Here is a 14836-nt window from a genome sequence, read left to right as displayed (position 1 = left end):
GGTCCAGGCCCGCCCAGGTGAGCGTTCGTCTCAGACGGCGCCGGCGCCGAACAACCTCGGCAGCGTGCCCTCGTGCGCGGCACGCAACTCGTCCATCGGGATCGAGAACTGGCCCTGCACCTCGACCGAATCCGAGCCCTGGTCGACCACGCCGATGCGCACCCACGGCAGTTCGCGGGCGGTGCACATGCGGGTGAACCTGGTCTCCTCCGAGCGCGGAACGGCGACCAGCACCCGGCCCGCCGACTCGGAGAACAGCGTGACGAACGGGTCGGCGTCCTCGGGAAGCAGGATGCGGCAACCGGTCTCACCGGCGAGCGCGGCTTCGACGACGGCCTGCGCGAGACCGCCTTCGGAGAGGTCGTGCGCGGCGCTGATCATGCCGTCGCGCGAACCGGCGGTCAGCACCTCGGCGAGCAACTGCTCGCGGGCGAAGTCGACCTTCGGCGGGACGCCGCCGAGATGGTCGTGCGCCACCTGGGACCAGATCGAACCGCCGAACTCGTCGCGGGTCTCGCCGAGCAGGATCAGCGTCTCGCCCGGTTCCAGCCCGATCCCGGTCGGGATGCGGCGGTGCACGTCGTCGATCACGCCGAGCACGCCGACCACCGGGGTGGGCAGGATCGCGGTCTGGCCGGTCTGGTTGTAGAAGCTGACGTTGCCGCCGGTGACCGGGATGCCCAGCGCCACGCAGCCGTCCGCCAGTCCGCGCACCGCCTGCTGGAACTGCCACATCACGCCGGGGTCCTCCGGCGAACCGAAGTTCAGGCAGTTGGTGACCGCCTTCGGCGTCGCGCCGGTGGTGGCCACGTTGCGGAAGGCCTCGGCCAGCGCCAGTTGCGCACCCGCGTAGGGGTCCAGCTTGGTGTAGCGGCCGGACGCGTCGGTGGCCAGCGCGATGCCCCGGCCGGTCGCCTCATCGATCCGGATGACGCCAGCGTCGGCCTGGTCGGCGAGCACGGTGTTGCCGCGCACGTAGCGGTCGTACTGCTCGGTGATCCACTTGCGGCTGCACAGCTGCGGGCTGGAGATCATCTGCAGCAGGGTGGCGCGCAGTTCGTCCGCGGTCTTCGGCCGGGCCAGCCGGTCCGGCGTGTCCGCGATCAGCGCGTCCTGCTCGTCGGGGCGCGCGACCGGGCGCTCGTACACCGGGCCCTCGTGCGCGACGGTGCGCGGCGGCACGTCCACCACGGTGTCGCCGTGCCAGGTGACCACCAGCCGGTCACCGTCGGTGACCTCGCCGATCACCGTGGCCAGCACGTCCCACCTGCGGCACACGGCCATGAACGCGTCCACGTTCTCGGGGGTGACCACCGCGCACATGCGCTCCTGCGACTCGCTGGAGAGCACCTCGGCGGGCGTCATGTTGGCCGCGCGCAGCGGCACCTTGTCCAGCTCGATGTGCATGCCGCCGTCGCCGGCCGCCGCGAGTTCGGAAGTGGCGCAGGACAATCCGGCGCCGCCGAGATCCTGGATGCCCACCACCAGCTTCGCCGCGTACAGCTCGAGACAGCACTCGATGAGCACCTTCTCGGTGAACGGGTCACCGACCTGCACCGAGGGCAGCTTCTTGCGGCCCGCGCCGGACTCGTCACCGGAGAAGGTGTCCGAGGCCAGCACCGAGACGCCGCCGATGCCGTCCAGGCCGGTGCGCGCGCCGAACAGCACGATCTTGTTCCCGGCGCCGGAGGCGAAGGCCAGATGCAGGTCCTCGACCCGCATCACACCGGCGCACAGCGCGTTCACCAGCGGGTTGCCCTGGTAGGAGGCGTCGAACACGGTCTCGCCGCCGACGTTCGGCAGGCCGAGCGAGTTGCCGTACCCGCCGACGCCGCGCACGACGCCGTCCACCACGCGGCGGGTGTCGGCCGCGTCGGCCGCGCCGAAGCGCAACTGGTCCATCACCGCGATGGGGCGCGCGCCCATCGCCATGATGTCGCGCACGATGCCGCCGACACCGGTGGCCGCACCCTGGTACGGCTCGACGTAGGAGGGATGGTTGTGGCTTTCGACCTTGAAGGTGACCGCCCAGCCGTCGCCGACGTCGACGACGCCCGCGTTCTCGCCGATGCCTGCCAGCATGGACTTGCGCATCTCGTCGGTGGTGGTCTGGCCGAAGTAGCGCAGGTGCACCTTCGAGGACTTGTAGGAGCAGTGCTCGCTCCACATCACCGAGTACATCGCCAGCTCGGCGTCGGTCGGCCTGCGCCCGAGGATCTCCTTGATGCGGGCGTACTCGTCGTCTTTGAGTCCGAGTTCTTTATAGGGCTGCGGCACGTCGGGGTTTGCTGCGGCTGCGCTGACGGTGTCGACCTGCGGAGTCACGGAGTACCAGGGTCCTTTCGGCCGGGCATTGTGAAGCGACGAGCGTTGTCACTGGGTGGCGGCGAGAAGCCTGGTGTAAGTCTAGAGGCAGTGGGTACGGGGCTCACGCACCGGCTACTCTGAGCCGGTGAACGAAGGATCGGGAGCCGCGAATCCGGGTGGGAGATCGATCACCACGGACACCGCGTCGACCCGGATCGGGGACCCGGGAACCGCGCCCGGCCTCGCGTCGCCGAACTCGTGGGCGCCGCAAGTGCGCTGGCTGATTGCTGCGATCGCGTTGTTCGCGGTGTCGGCACTCGTTTCGCTGCTGGCGCACTGGTGGCACGGCTACATCGATCTGCAGGTCTATCGCAACGGCGCCCGAGTGTGGCTGGACGGCGGCGATCTGTACGGTCCGATGCCACCGGTCGAGGGCATCGGGCTGCCGTTCACCTATCCGCCGTTGGCCGCGTTGTTCTTCGCGCCTCTGGCCCTGATGCCGCTACTGCTCGCCGAGGTGCTGGTGGTCGCCACCTCCGTGGCGAGCCTGGGCATCTCGCTGTGGCTGGTGCTGGCGCGCCTGCGTCCCGAGCTGTCCCGCCCTGCCGTGCTCACCCTGGTCATCGGCGCTGTCGCGGTGGCGCAATTCCTCGAGCCGATCCGCCAGACGTTCGGTTTCGGCCAGATCAACCTGGTGCTGATGGCCGCGGTCACCCTGGACTGCCTGGTGCGCAAGCCGTTCTGGCCGCGCGGCATGCTGATCGGCATCGCCGTGTCGGTGAAGCTGATCCCGGCCGGGTACCTGCTGTACTTCGTGCTGCGCAAGGACTGGAAGGCCGCGGGCACGCTGGTGGTGTCCGCGATCGCGGCGGTGGGGCTCGGATTCCTGCTGTTCCCCGCCGATTCCGTGGACTACTGGTTTCACACGCTGGCCGACACCGGCCGGATCGGACCTCCATACTTCGCGGGCAACCAGTCCATCAAGGGCATGGCATTCCGCTTGGGCGTCGACGACACGGTGGCGACCCTGCTGTGGATCACGCTGTCGGCGCTGGCCGTGGCGCTGGCCGCGGTGTGGATGCGCAGGCTGATCGACGCGGGCGCCACCGTGGCGGCGCTGCTGGTGAACGCCGCGGCGGTGCTGCTGGTCTCGCCGGTGTCCTGGTCACATCACTGGGTGTGGATCGCGCCCGTGCTGGTGGTCACCGCCGAGGTGATGGTGCGTGGCGCGCGCAGCCCGCGCGTGATCGGCGCGGTCGCGGCGGGCTGCGTGCTGTTCCTGATCGGCCCGCACTGGCTGCTGCCGCACTCGCGCGACCGCGAGCTGGACTGGGCCTGGTGGCAGCAGATCATCGGGAGCAGTTACGTGCTGGTCACTCTCGCCGTGTTCGTCGTGGCGGTGGTCACCTACCGCCCGGTGGTCTCGGGTGTGAGGAAGGCGGCCAGCGCCGCCGCGTAGGCCGGGACGTCGAGCGCGCCCATCAACTCGCGCGCCGAATGCATCGCCAGCTGCGGCGCGCCCACGTCGACGGTCGGCATGCCGGTCCGCGCCGCGGTCATCGGCCCGATCGTGGAGCCGCAGGGCAGGTCGGCGCGATGCACGTAGCGCTGCAACGGGACTCCGGCCTGCGCGCAGGCCAGCGCGAACGCGCCCGCGCCGGTGGCGTCGGTCGCGTAGCGCAGATTCTGGTTGACCTTCAGCACCGGCCCGCCGTTGACCTCGATCCGGTGCGCGGGCTCGTGCCGCTCCGGATAGTTCGGGTGCGTGGCGTGCGCCATGTCTCCCGACGCGCACACCGAACCGGCCAGCGCGGCAAGGTAATCGGCCCGGCCGCCGCCGCGCGCGAGCACGATGCGTTCCAGCACCGCGGGCAGCAGATCCGACTGCGCGCCACGATCGGACTGACTGCCGACCTCCTCGTGGTCGAACATGGCCAGCACCGGGGTGGCCGCGCCGGGCTCGTCGAGCGCGGCGAGGAACGCCTGCAGGCCCGCGTAGCAGGTTCCCTGGTTGTCCAGGCGCGGCGCGCTGACCAGATCCTGGTCACGCCCGATCAGTCTGCTCGGCGTCAGGTCGTGGGTCATCAGCTCCCAGCCGAGCACGTCGCCGGGATCGACCTCGACCCGATCGGCCACGAAATCGACGAACCCGGCCGCCTCGTATCCCACACCCCAGACCGCGTTGACGTGCCGCTGCGGATCCAGGGTGACGCCCCTGCGGTCCTCGGACAGGTGGATGGCCAACTGCGGCACCCGCAGGATCGGCTCGTCGATGCGAACCACGCGCTCGCGCACCGCGTTTCCGTCGCGCACGCTCAGGCGCCCGGAGATGCCGAGCTCTCGGTCCAGCCAGGAGTTCAGCCACGCGCCGCCGTATGGCTCCAAGCCGACCAACTGCCAGCCCGCCGACGTCAGGTCCGGGTGCTGCTTCACCCGCAGGTTGGGGCTGTCGGTGTGCGCTCCGACGACGCGGAACGGAGTCGCGCTCGCGGTCTCTCCGGTGGCCCAGGCGACCAGCGATCCTCCGCGGATCACATAGTGCCTGCCCGCGCCGTCCGCGGGCCAGGGCTCCGGCTCGGCGAGCCGGGTGAATCCGCGCGCGTCCAGTTCCGCGGCGACCGTGCGGCAGACGTGGAACGGTGACGGAGACGCATCGATGAACGCGCACAACCCGGCGGCCGTGGCTGCGGTGGTGGAAACGGGCATGCCTGCGATCCTAGGCACGCCGGACGCGACCGCCCTGTCACGGCCGGGCAGCCACGCGAGGCGAATATCGGTCGAGACGGTGTGGCCGATACCGTGATCGCCGGGAATCCACCCGCCGAGATCCCTCCGCGGCGCCCGACGATTCGCGTCGGGACATAACGCCGAGAATGGTTGCCGACCGATCACGAAACGGTCGTTCACGACATTCATCGGATGAATGTCCGGTACTTCGGAGTATTTACTCCGAGGCAATGGAAACCAGGTCGAGCAATCGCATGAGTTCGGTATATCGGCGCGCTCCGATGCGCCCGCGCAACTCCTGCTCGGCGCGCGCCTCCTCCGCGCGCACCTCGGCGACCAGGTCCGTCCCGAGCCTGCTGAGACCGATCAGGATGCGGCGCCGATCGTCCTGCGCGGCGAGCCGGAAGATCAGGCCGCGCTCGGCCAGATAGTCGGCGTGCCTGGTGGCCGAGGACGGCGCCAGCTGCGACCTGGCCGCCAGCTCGGTCATCGTGATCCCCGCGTCGCCACACAGATTCGACAGCATCGACCACTGATCCGGCGAGAGTTGCCTGGCACACAGTGCCGCGTCCAAGTGCCGCACCCAACCACGCTCCGCGGCACGCAGCGCGCCATGCAGCGTCGAATTTCCGCTTACAATGGACGTCATTATTTCCCGCCTGCCGTGAATTTCACTCGAACGAGAAGAAGAGTACCGAATGTCGACGTCGATCGAGAGCCCCGACGGCACGATCGAGGTCCTCAACATAGTTCCGCGGCAGGGTCCGGGCGGTATCGTCGCGCCGTCCTGCGATGCGGCGATAACGCTCGCGGTCGATGAAATCAACCGCGGTACCGGAATTCTGGGGCGGGAAATTCGTACCACGAATATCGACGGCGGACGGCCGCCGCGCGAAGTCGCCGCCGAAGTCTCCGCGCTGCTGTCCACCGGCATGGTGCACGCCATCACCGGGTGGCACACCTCCGCGGTCCGCCGTGCCGTGGCGCGCGCCTGCGCCGGCCGGGTGCCCTACCTGTACGCCACCAGCCACGAGGGCCTGACCGACGAACTGCCCGGCGTGCTGATGCTCGGCGAGCATCCGGCCGGGCAGACCGTGCCCGCCGTGCACTGGCTCGAACGCGAGTACGGCGTGCGGCGCTGGGCTGTCATCGGCAACGACTACATCTGGCCGCGCCAGTCCGCCAAGGCGATTCGCGCGAGCCTGCCCGATCCGGCCGCGATCGTGCTGGAACAGTTCGTCCCGCTGGGATGCGCGGATTTCTCCGGCTTCCTCAGCCATCCGGCGCTCGACCTGGCCGATGGAGTGGTGATCCTGATGGTCGGCGCCGACGTCGCCCGCTTCAACCGGCAGTACGCGGCCACCGGCCGCGCGGCGAGCCAGCTGCGGGTCAGTCCGGCCGCCGACGAGAACGTGCTGCTGGCGGCGGGCCCGGAGGCCAACCACGACTTCTTCGTGGCGTCCAGCTTCTTCCTCGACGGCCGCACCGCCGACGGACGCGACCGCCTGACCCGCTACCGCGCGCGGTACGGCGCGTTCGCCCCCGCCATGACCAGCTTCAGCAACGCCACCTACGAAGCCGTCCACACGCTGGGCGCGCTCGCACGGACGGTCGGCTCACTGGGCGTGCCCGAGATCCTCCACGCCCTCGATCACGGCCTGATCCTCGAAACGCCTTCCGGCAACCGGGGATTCCGGGGCAACCAGGCGATCCAGCACGGCTACCTCGCCCGCGCGCAGGGCGTCGACTTCGACATCATCGACCGCATCAGCTGAACCGACGCCCCCGCGGCCAACTCGCGTTCGAGCAAACCCGCACCACGAAGAACCATTGATACCGGTCAATTCGCGGCCGAGCCATTACAAACCGCGTGCACTATGTCCTGACTCGACTACCAACGTACCCGGCCGACCTCAACTCCAGGTTTCGAGCGAAGCGAGACCGAGCATGCGCCGTTCGCGGCCCGGCGCTGGAAATTCAATACAGCTCTACACCCCTACCAGCGTGTCCAGCACCGAGAGGAACAGGCCGAGCCCGTCGTCGCTGGGGCCGGTCAGCGGCTCGGTGGCGTGTTCGGGGTGCGGCATCAAGCCGACGACGCGACCGTTGGCCGAGGCGATGCCCGCGATACGGCGCTGCGAGCCGTTCGGGTTGCCGCTCGCGTAGCGGAAGACCACCCGGCCCTCGCCCTCCAGTTCGTCCAGCACGGCCTCCGACGCCTGGTAGCGCCCCTCACCGGACTTGAGCGGGATGAGGATCTGAGCGCCCGGCTCGAAGCGGGAGGTCCACGCCGTCGACACCGAATCCACGGTGAGCCACTCGTCCCGGCAGATGAAGTGCAGTCCCTCGTTGCGGGTCAGCGCACCGGGCAGCAATCCGGCCTCGCACAGCACTTGGAAGCCGTTGCAGATACCCAGCACCGGCAGTCCGGCGCCCGCCGCGCGCACGACCTCGCCCATCACCGGGGCGAACCGGGCGATGGCCCCGGCACGCAGGTAGTCGCCGTAGGAGAAGCCGCCGGGCACGATCACCGCGTCGACGCTCTTCAGATCGGCGTCGGCGTGCCAAAGCGTGACCGCCTCCGCGCCGGCCAAGCGCACCGCCCTGGCCGCGTCGACGTCGTCGAGCGTGCCGGGAAACGTGATGACCCCGATCCGCGCGGTCATGAGACGCGAACCACCTTCCACTCTTCGATCACCGTGTTGCACAGCAGCGATTCGGCGATCCGCTCGAGTGCGGCGTCGTCGACGCTGTCATCGACGTCGAGTTCGAATCGCTTGCCCTGCCGCACGTCCGCGACGCCCTCGAATCCCAGACGCGGAAGCGCGCCGACGATGGCCTGCCCCTGCGGATCCAGGATCTCGGCCTTCGGCATCACCTCGACCACGACTCGTGCCACGCGTTGCTCCTCATGTGGTTGTGGGGTTACCTCAGCAGCGTAGTTGTGCTGGTCGGACACGGCATCCGCGGGGTCGGCCAAGACATCGGCGTTGTCGCGGAGAACACACCGGGCGTGGATAGCATGGCGGCATGCGCATAGCCCACTTCGGTCACTCCTGCCTCCTCGTCGAGTTGCACGGCAAGAAGATCCTGTTCGACCCGGGCACCTTCTCGCACGGCTTCGAGGGCCTCACCGGCCTGGACGCGATCGCGGTCACCCATCAGCATCCCGACCACATCGACCCGAACCGGATCGAGGCGCTCATCGACGCGAATCCCGGCGCACGGTTGCTGTCGGATCCACAGACCGCGCAGCAGCGCGGCGAGCCGTGGGAGGCGGTGCGCGCGGGCAACGTACTCACCCTCGGCGGTCTCCAGATCGTCGGCGGCGGGGGCAGGCACGCCGTCATCCACCCGGAGATCCCCGTGATCGACAACACCGTCTTCCAGCTGGGCACCCCGGACGACCCGGCTCAGCTGGTCCACCCCGGTGACTCGCTGTGGGTGCCGCCGGTCCCGGTCGGCGTGCTGGCCACCCCGGCCGCGGCCCCTTGGATGCGGATCAGCGAGGCGGTCGACTACCTGCGCGCGGTCGCCCCGCGGGTCGCGCTGCCGATCCATTTCGGCATCATCCAGCGCGAAGCGCAGGGCATCTATTTCGGACGCCTCAGCGAGATGGCCCCCGCCGGAACCGAATTCCGGGTGCTCGAGCCGGAGGACGCCACCGAACTGTAGGGCTACCCGGTATAGGTCGCGAGGAAAAGCGCCTCGGCCAACGCCATGTGCTCGATCTCTTTCGGATCGACGCTCTCGTTGGGCGCGTGGATGAGTGATTTCGGTTCCTCGACCCCGAGCAACATGATCTCCGCCTCCGGGTAGGTCGTCGCGAAGACGTTGCACAGCGGGATCGAGCCACCCTGTCCCTGGGTGGTCGCCGGGCGGCCGTAGGACGCGGCCAGGGCCGCCTCCATCGCGGCGCGCGCCGGTCCGCCGGTCGGGGATCGGAAGGGCGCGCCGGTGCCTTCCAGTTCGACGGTCAGCGTGGCATGCCACGGCGTGTGCGCCTCCAAGTGCGCGACGAGCGCCCGATGCGCCTGCTGCGGGTCGGTGCCCGGCGGGATGCGCAGGTTGAGGCGGGCCCGCGCGATCGGCGGGATCGCGGCGGCCGACCCGACCACGGGAGGCGCGTCGATGCCGAGCACCGTCAGCGCCGGACGCGCCCAGAGCAGGTCGGCGACGGTGCCGTCACCGATGAGGTCGACGCCGCGCAGGACGCGCGCGTCGGCGTGGAACTGCTCACTCGGATACTGCACACCGGTCCACACCTGATCGTTGGGCAGCCCGTCGATCGTGGTGTTGCCGCGCTCGTCGCGCAGCGAGGCCAGCAGCCGGATCAGCGCGGCGAGCGCGTCGGGGGCCGGGCCGCCGAACATCCCGGAATGCAGTGGGCTCGCGAGGGTTTCGACGGTGACCAGCACGTTCACCCCGCCGCGCAACGTCTGCGTGAGGGTCGGCACACCCGCGGCGAAGTTGCCGCAGTCGCCGATCACGATCGCGTCCGCACGCAGCAGGTCCGGGTTGGCTTCGACGAACTGCTCGAGTCCCCCGGTGCTCTGCTCCTCGGAGCCCTCCGCGACGACGGTGACGCCCAGCGGCAAGTCCGGACCCAGCGCCCGCAGAGCCGTCAGGTGCATGGCGATGTTGCCCTTGCAGTCCGCGCTGCCGCGTCCGTACCAGCGCCCGTCCCGCTCCGTCAGCTCCCATGGCGGGGTGCGCCATGCCGCCTCGTCCATCGGCGGCTGGACGTCGTAGTGACAGTAGAGCAACACCGTCGGCGCGCCATCGGGCGCGGGCCGCGACGCGACGACGGCCTTGGTGCCGTCCGGCGTTTCGTGCAGACCGACCGCGGTCAGTCCGGCGGCGACGAACGCGTCGGCCACCCACTGCGCCGCCATATCGCACTCCTCGATCGGATACTGCCGTGGATCGGCCACCGAACGAAACGAAACAAGCTGCGCCAGATCTCTTTTCGCTTGGTCCATCAGCCCCGCCACGGCACCGCGCACTTCCGCCACCCGCACATCCTCCGCCATTCCCTCACCCTATCGCCCGCGCCGCGAGCGAAGTTCCCACCGCCGGTCGGGTCTTCGCGCCCGCACTGCCCGCAGCGCGGAATCCGAGGTATGCGCGAAGTGCGTCCAGCGACAGGAAGGGTGTGCCAAGCTGGCAATCGAGAGTGTTGGGCAAACCTCTGGCATTCTCTCCGGGCACACCCGCACACCCGCACACCAGTCGAACCGGGAGGCCGTTGTCATGTCCGAAGGAGCCGATGACCTGTTCGCCCTGCCGGGACTCAGCCGGTCCGCGCCGCGGGGCGGTTTTCCGGCGCACGAGATGTTTCCCCAGGTCGCTTACGAGATCGTGCACGACGAGCTGATGCTCGACGGCGTGTCCAGGATGAACCTGGCCACCTTCTGCACCACGTGGGTGGACGATCAAGCACGCAGGCTGATGTCCGAATGCCTGGACAAGAACATCGTCGACAAGGACGAGTACCCGCAGACGGCCGAATTGGAGCGCCGCGCCGTCCGGATGGTCGCCGACCTGTGGCACGCGCCGGACCCGGCCACCACGCACGGCACCTCGACCATCGGGTCCAGCGAGGCGGCCATGCTCGGCGGCCTCGCGGCAAAGTTCCGCTGGCGCAAGCGCGGCGGCACCGGCACGCCCAATTTCGTCTGCGGTCCCGTGCAGGTCTGCTGGGAGAAATTCGCACGCTACTTCGATGTGGAGATCCGGCAGATCCCGCTGCGCGGCGACCGGCTCACCATGCACCCCGACGATCTCGCGCAGCATTGCGACGCGAACACCATGATGGTCGTCCCCACGTTCGGCCAGACCTACACCGGACTGTTCGAAGACGTCGCAGGCGTCAGCGCGGCGCTGGACGCGTTGCAGCGCGAGAAGGGCTGGGACATCCCCATCCACGTCGACGCGGCGAGCGGCGGTTTCCTCGCCCCCTTCACCGCACCGGACCTGGTCTGGGACTTCCGCCTCCCCCGGGTGAAGTCGATCAACGCCTCGGGTCACAAGACCGGGCTGGCGCCGCTCGGCGCGGGCTGGGCGATCTGGCGCGACGCCGCCGACCTGCCCGAGGAGTTGATCTTCGACGTGGACTACCTCGGCGGCAGCATGGCCACCTTCAATCTGAATTTCTCCCGGCCCGGCGGGCAGGCGATCACCCAGTACTACGAATTCATCCGGTTGGGGCGCGCCGGCTACGCGAGGGTGCAGTCCGCGATCTATCGGGTGGCCCAGCATCTGGCCGCGGGAGTGCGCGGGCTCGAAGTCTTCGAGCTGATCCACGACGGCGACCCACAGCGGGGCATCACGGCGGTGTGCTGGCGGCTGACCGGGGATCCCGGCTGGAACCTCTATGACCTGTCCGACCGGCTGCGCTCCCGAGGGTGGCTGATCGCGGCATATCCGCTGCCCGCTGACCGGGGCGACGAGACGGTCATGCGCACGGTACTGCGCCACGGCTTCACCGTCGACATGGCCGACCTGCTGCTCGCCGATCTCGCCCGCTGCATGCGCCAGCTGCGGCTGCGACCGTTCGCCACCTCGCTCACGCGCGAGGAGGCGGGCGGCTTCACCCACACCGCGTCACCTGCCGTGCCGCAGACGACGATCGCCACGTCCCGGTCGTGACAGCGCCGCCGCCCGGCTACGCCATTCGCGGGCGGCGGCGCCGATCGGTCGCGCGAAAGCGGTCCCGACCGGCCGCGGGCGACGGTGCCGACACACCGTGCGCCGCGGCGTCAGTCATGCGGCTCGAACGACAGGGAAGGGCTCCCACCGGTAGGTCGTGCCTGCCGCCCCGTGGTACTGCGCGAGGTCGACGGCGTCGAGCATGGCCTGCCTCGGGCCGGAACGCGCCAGCTGGGCGGCGGACACGGCCAGCCGCAGCACCCCGCCGCGACGGGCCGTGCGCGCGGCGCCCATGACCAGGGCCCGGCACCACCACGGCTCCGCGCGAAATCCTTCGCCGATGCCGTACACCCTGGACTTCTGCGCCACATTGCGCTCCAGGTCGACCATCGAGGTGAGACCGAGCGCCAACCGGAAACCGACCTCGGGCAGCGCTGCGAGCGCGCCCGCCGAGGCGTCCCAGCGCGGGGCGGCGAACAGCCGGGTGCGCAGGTCGACCTGCTCCAGCACCCGGTCCGCCGCGGTCAACCGCAGCTTGGCCTCGTGCCTGGGCAGCGCGGCGAACTCGGCGCGCCGCCGCTTGGTGGCCGCCTGGTCGTAGCCGTGCAGCACGATCGCGTCGCCGCGAGCCCGCCGCCCGCGCAGCCAGGCCTGCGTCGCCGGGTCGTCGAGCAACCGGTACTTGCCCTTCAGCCGCGGCGCGACCAGCAGCGAGAGCGGCACGCCGCGCCGATCCATCTGTTCGGCGAACTCCATCGCCGTGTCCCGGGTGGTGTCCTTGATCCCGGAAATCGAGACGATCAGCTCAGCGTTCATGAACCTACGGTGCCAGCCGCACATGTCCTCGACATGCAGGCCGCGTGACCAGGTGGCGAACACTCCGTCACGCCTGTGTCGAGCCCTCGCCCCGCCCGCGGCGCGCCGCCGCTATCGGCAAACCACCGGTTCGACCGGTAGCGATCCCGATGCCCTACGCGCCGGCGAGACCGAGCGTGTCGAGCACCCAAGCGTGCTCGAAGGCCACTTCCCGCCACTTCTCGTAGCGTCCGCTGACCCCGCCGTGACCCGCGCTCATCTCGGTCTTCAGCAGCAGCGGCGCGTCGCCGGTCGCGGTAGCGCGCAGCTTGGCGATCCACTTCGCGGGCTCGACATACAGCACGCGAGTGTCGTTCAGGCTGGTGATGGCCAGGATCGCCGGGTAGTCCTTGGCCGCGACGTTCTCATACGGCGAGTAGGACTTCATGTACTCGTAGACGTCCTTGTCCGCCAGCGGATTGCCCCACTCGTCCCACTCGATGACGGTCAGCGGGAGCGACGGGTCCAGGATCGAGGTGAGCGGATCGACGAACGGCACGTTGGCCAGGATGCCCGCGAACAGCTCGGGAGCCAGGTTCGCCACCGCGCCGACCAGCAAGCCGCCCGCACTGCCACCGTCGGCGATCATCCGGTCCGCGGCGGTGGCCCCGGTGGCGATCAGATGCCGGGCGGCGGCCACAAAGTCGGTGAAGGTGTTCTTCTTGGTGAGCGTCTTGCCGTGTTCGTACCAGAGCCTGCCCATCTCACCGCCGCCGCGCACATGCGCGACCGCGAAGACCATGCCGCGGTCCAGCAGCGACAGGCGGGCGACCGAGAAGGACGGGTCGATGCTCGCCTCGTAGGAGCCGTAGCCGTAGAGCAGCAACGGCTTCGGCCCGTCGGCGGCCGTCGTCTTCTTCCGCACCAGCGAGATCGGAATCCGGGTGCCGTCCTCGGCGACCGCCCAGTCCCGCTGCTGTTCGTAGTCGTGGGCGTCGTAGCCGCCGAGCACGGGCTGTTCCTTGCGCAACAGCAGCTCACCGGTGGCCGGGACGTAGTCGAACACCTGCATCGGCGTGATGAACGAGGTCAGCCCGATGCGCAAGGTCGGCTGGGCCCACTCCGGATTGGAGCCGACGCCGACGGCGAAGAGTTCCAGATCGAAGTCGAGTTCGCGCCGCTCGCCGTAGCCCGACTCGGTCAGCGGCCATACCGCGATCCGGGTGAGCGCCTCGCGCCGGTAGCTGAGCACCAGGTGGTCGCGGAACGCGTCGATGTCCTCGAGCCGCACGTCGTCGCGATGCCCGATCAGCTGCGTCAAGTTCGACGGATCGTCGACCGGCGCTTCGGCGAGCACGAAGTTCTCCGCCTTGACGCCGTCCACCACGTCGTTGTGCAGGATCAGGAATCGGTCGGAGCCGCCGATCACCGCGTGCTCGGCGGAGTACTCGACGCCCTCGCGGCGGGGCAGCAGGACGCGGAACTCGCCCTCGGGATCGTCGGATTCCAGGACCCAGCCCTCGCTGGTGATCTTGGAACCGACCCAGATCATCAGGTATTTCTCCGAGCGGGTTGCGCCGATGCTCACCCAATAGCGCTCGTCCGGCTCGTGGAACACCTTGACGTCGGGATCGGTGCCGCCGAGCCGGTGCCGCCACACCGTGTCGGGCCGCCAGGACTCGTCGACGGTCTGATAGAAGACGTGGCTGCCGTCCAGCGACCAGGTCGCGCCAGGAGCGGTGCCCGCGATCTCGTCGCCGAGCAGTTCCCCGGTGCGCAGGTCCTTGAAGCGCAGCACGTACCGCTCGTCGCCGACGTTGTCCACCGAGTAGGCGAGCAGGGTGCCGTCATGGCTGATCGAGAACGCGCCGAGCGCGAAGAAATCGTGGCCCTCGGCCAGCTCGTTGCTGTCCAGCAGCACTTCCTCGCCCGGAACCTCGGTCTCGGCGTCGAGCTGCGGCGGGGTCCAGGCGTCGATGCCCTCGGCGCCCGCGGCGATCGGGCACCGGCAGTGCACGCCGTACTGCTTGCCCTCGAAGCTGCGCGAGTAGTACCAGTAGTCGCCGAGCCGGGTGGGCACCGAGAGGTCGGTCTCCTGGGTGCGCGCCTTGATCTCGTCGAAGATCGTCTCGCGCAACGTGGCGAGGTGCTCGGTCTGCGCCTCGGTATAGGCGTTCTCCGCCTCCAGGTAGGCGATGACGTCGGGGTTCTCCTTCTCCCGCAGCCACTCGTACTCGTCGACGAAGACGTCGCCGTGGTGTACCCGCTCGCTGGGCACCGTCTTGGCGACCGGCGGCGCCACCGCGCCGCTACCGGGTCCGGAGATCGTTGAGCTGTCGAGAGCCATGGCGTACAC

12 protein-coding genes are annotated in these 14836 nt (G+C 69.5%); 4 read left to right on the top strand and 8 right to left on the bottom strand.

Annotation, left to right across the window (positions count from 1 at the left end):
* Positions 1–30: 30 nt before the first annotated feature.
* A complete protein-coding gene (gene purL / locus LTT66_RS16010) occupies positions 31–2325 on the bottom strand; it encodes a phosphoribosylformylglycinamidine synthase subunit PurL (protein ID WP_195066688.1) in 2295 nt (764 codons plus the stop codon).
* Between the two features lie 127 nt (positions 2326–2452).
* Between purL and LTT66_RS16005 the strand changes: the two genes are divergently transcribed.
* Positions 2453–3766 (top strand): glycosyltransferase 87 family protein, encoded by a 1314-nt coding sequence (locus tag LTT66_RS16005; RefSeq protein ID WP_233068299.1) that lies wholly within the window; start codon positions 2453–2455, stop codon positions 3764–3766.
* Here the strand turns inward: LTT66_RS16005 and LTT66_RS16000 are convergent.
* Together LTT66_RS16000 and LTT66_RS15995 are read right to left on the bottom strand one after the other, a co-directional pair.
* Positions 3715–5013: a M18 family aminopeptidase gene (locus LTT66_RS16000; protein ID WP_181718930.1), complete on the bottom strand. Its 1299-nt coding sequence runs from the start codon at positions 5011–5013 to the stop codon at positions 3715–3717. The genes LTT66_RS16005 and LTT66_RS16000 overlap by 52 nt on opposite strands.
* A gap of 238 nt (positions 5014–5251) precedes the next feature.
* Positions 5252–5683: a MarR family winged helix-turn-helix transcriptional regulator gene (locus tag LTT66_RS15995; RefSeq protein WP_233068296.1), complete on the bottom strand. Its 432-nt coding sequence runs from the start codon at positions 5681–5683 to the stop codon at positions 5252–5254.
* 49 nt (positions 5684–5732) lie between these two features.
* On the opposite strand from LTT66_RS15995, the gene LTT66_RS15990 reads away from it, so the two are divergent.
* Positions 5733–6809: a substrate-binding domain-containing protein gene (locus LTT66_RS15990; RefSeq protein ID WP_233068294.1), complete on the top strand. Its 1077-nt coding sequence runs from the start codon at positions 5733–5735 to the stop codon at positions 6807–6809.
* Between the two features lie 213 nt (positions 6810–7022).
* Here the strand turns inward: LTT66_RS15990 and purQ are convergent, their stop codons facing one another.
* Positions 7023–7700: a phosphoribosylformylglycinamidine synthase subunit PurQ gene (gene purQ, locus LTT66_RS15985; RefSeq protein ID WP_043686488.1), complete on the bottom strand. Its 678-nt coding sequence runs from the start codon at positions 7698–7700 to the stop codon at positions 7023–7025.
* Positions 7697–7933 carry a phosphoribosylformylglycinamidine synthase subunit PurS gene (purS, locus tag LTT66_RS15980; protein WP_181718933.1) on the bottom strand — a complete coding sequence of 79 codons (237 nt, stop codon included), beginning with the start codon at positions 7931–7933 and terminating at the stop codon, positions 7697–7699. Before purS ends, purQ begins: the two co-directional genes overlap by 4 nt.
* Positions 7934–8064: 131 nt before the next feature.
* Between purS and LTT66_RS15975 the strand changes: the two genes are divergently transcribed.
* Complete coding sequence (locus tag LTT66_RS15975; protein ID WP_195031903.1) at positions 8065–8709, top strand: MBL fold metallo-hydrolase; 645 nt, start codon at positions 8065–8067, stop codon at positions 8707–8709.
* A gap of 2 nt (positions 8710–8711) precedes the next feature.
* Here LTT66_RS15975 and LTT66_RS15970 read toward each other — a convergent pair whose 3' ends face one another.
* The gene (locus LTT66_RS15970; protein WP_233068292.1) at positions 8712–10067 is read right to left on the bottom strand and encodes a dipeptidase; all 1356 of its coding nucleotides are present in this window, start codon (positions 10065–10067) and stop codon (positions 8712–8714) included.
* A gap of 220 nt (positions 10068–10287) precedes the next feature.
* On the opposite strand from LTT66_RS15970, the gene LTT66_RS15965 reads away from it, so the two are divergent.
* Complete coding sequence (locus LTT66_RS15965) at positions 10288–11685, top strand: glutamate decarboxylase (protein WP_233068290.1); 1398 nt, start codon at positions 10288–10290, stop codon at positions 11683–11685.
* A gap of 114 nt (positions 11686–11799) precedes the next feature.
* On the opposite strand, the gene LTT66_RS15960 is transcribed toward LTT66_RS15965, so the two are convergent.
* Entirely contained in the window at positions 11800–12501 is a 702-nt protein-coding gene (locus LTT66_RS15960; protein WP_195094771.1) for a DUF2334 domain-containing protein, read from the bottom strand.
* 154 nt (positions 12502–12655) lie between these two features.
* The gene (locus LTT66_RS15955) at positions 12656–14827 is read right to left on the bottom strand and encodes a S9 family peptidase (RefSeq protein WP_233068288.1); all 2172 of its coding nucleotides are present in this window, start codon (positions 14825–14827) and stop codon (positions 12656–12658) included.
* Positions 14828–14836: the final 9 nt, after the last annotated feature.

It is taken from the genome of Nocardia gipuzkoensis (assembly GCF_021183645.1).
Taxonomy (GTDB): domain Bacteria; phylum Actinomycetota; class Actinomycetes; order Mycobacteriales; family Mycobacteriaceae; genus Nocardia; species Nocardia abscessus.
Note: the sequence above shows the minus strand (reverse complement) of the source record. Positions and strands in the feature narration are given on the sequence as shown.

Bases quoted from the DNA above. Each gene is read 5' to 3' on its own strand.
- LTT66_RS16000 (WP_181718930.1), bottom strand. From the start codon at position 5,013: ATGCCCGTTTCCACCACCGCAGCCACGGCCGCCGGGTTGTGCGCGTTC.
- LTT66_RS15995 (WP_233068296.1), bottom strand. From the start codon at position 5,683: ATGACGTCCATTGTAAGCGGAAATTCGACGCTGCATGGCGCGCTGCGT.
- LTT66_RS15990 (WP_233068294.1), top strand. From the start codon at position 5,733: ATGTCGACGTCGATCGAGAGCCCCGACGGCACGATCGAGGTCCTCAAC.
- purQ (WP_043686488.1), bottom strand. From the start codon at position 7,700: ATGACCGCGCGGATCGGGGTCATCACGTTTCCCGGCACGCTCGACGAC.
- LTT66_RS15975 (WP_195031903.1), top strand. From the start codon at position 8,065: ATGCGCATAGCCCACTTCGGTCACTCCTGCCTCCTCGTCGAGTTGCAC.
- LTT66_RS15970 (WP_233068292.1), bottom strand. From the start codon at position 10,067: ATGGCGGAGGATGTGCGGGTGGCGGAAGTGCGCGGTGCCGTGGCGGGG.
- LTT66_RS15965 (WP_233068290.1), top strand. From the start codon at position 10,288: ATGTCCGAAGGAGCCGATGACCTGTTCGCCCTGCCGGGACTCAGCCGG.
- LTT66_RS15960 (WP_195094771.1), bottom strand. From the start codon at position 12,501: ATGAACGCTGAGCTGATCGTCTCGATTTCCGGGATCAAGGACACCACC.
- LTT66_RS15955 (WP_233068288.1), bottom strand. From the start codon at position 14,827: ATGGCTCTCGACAGCTCAACGATCTCCGGACCCGGTAGCGGCGCGGTG.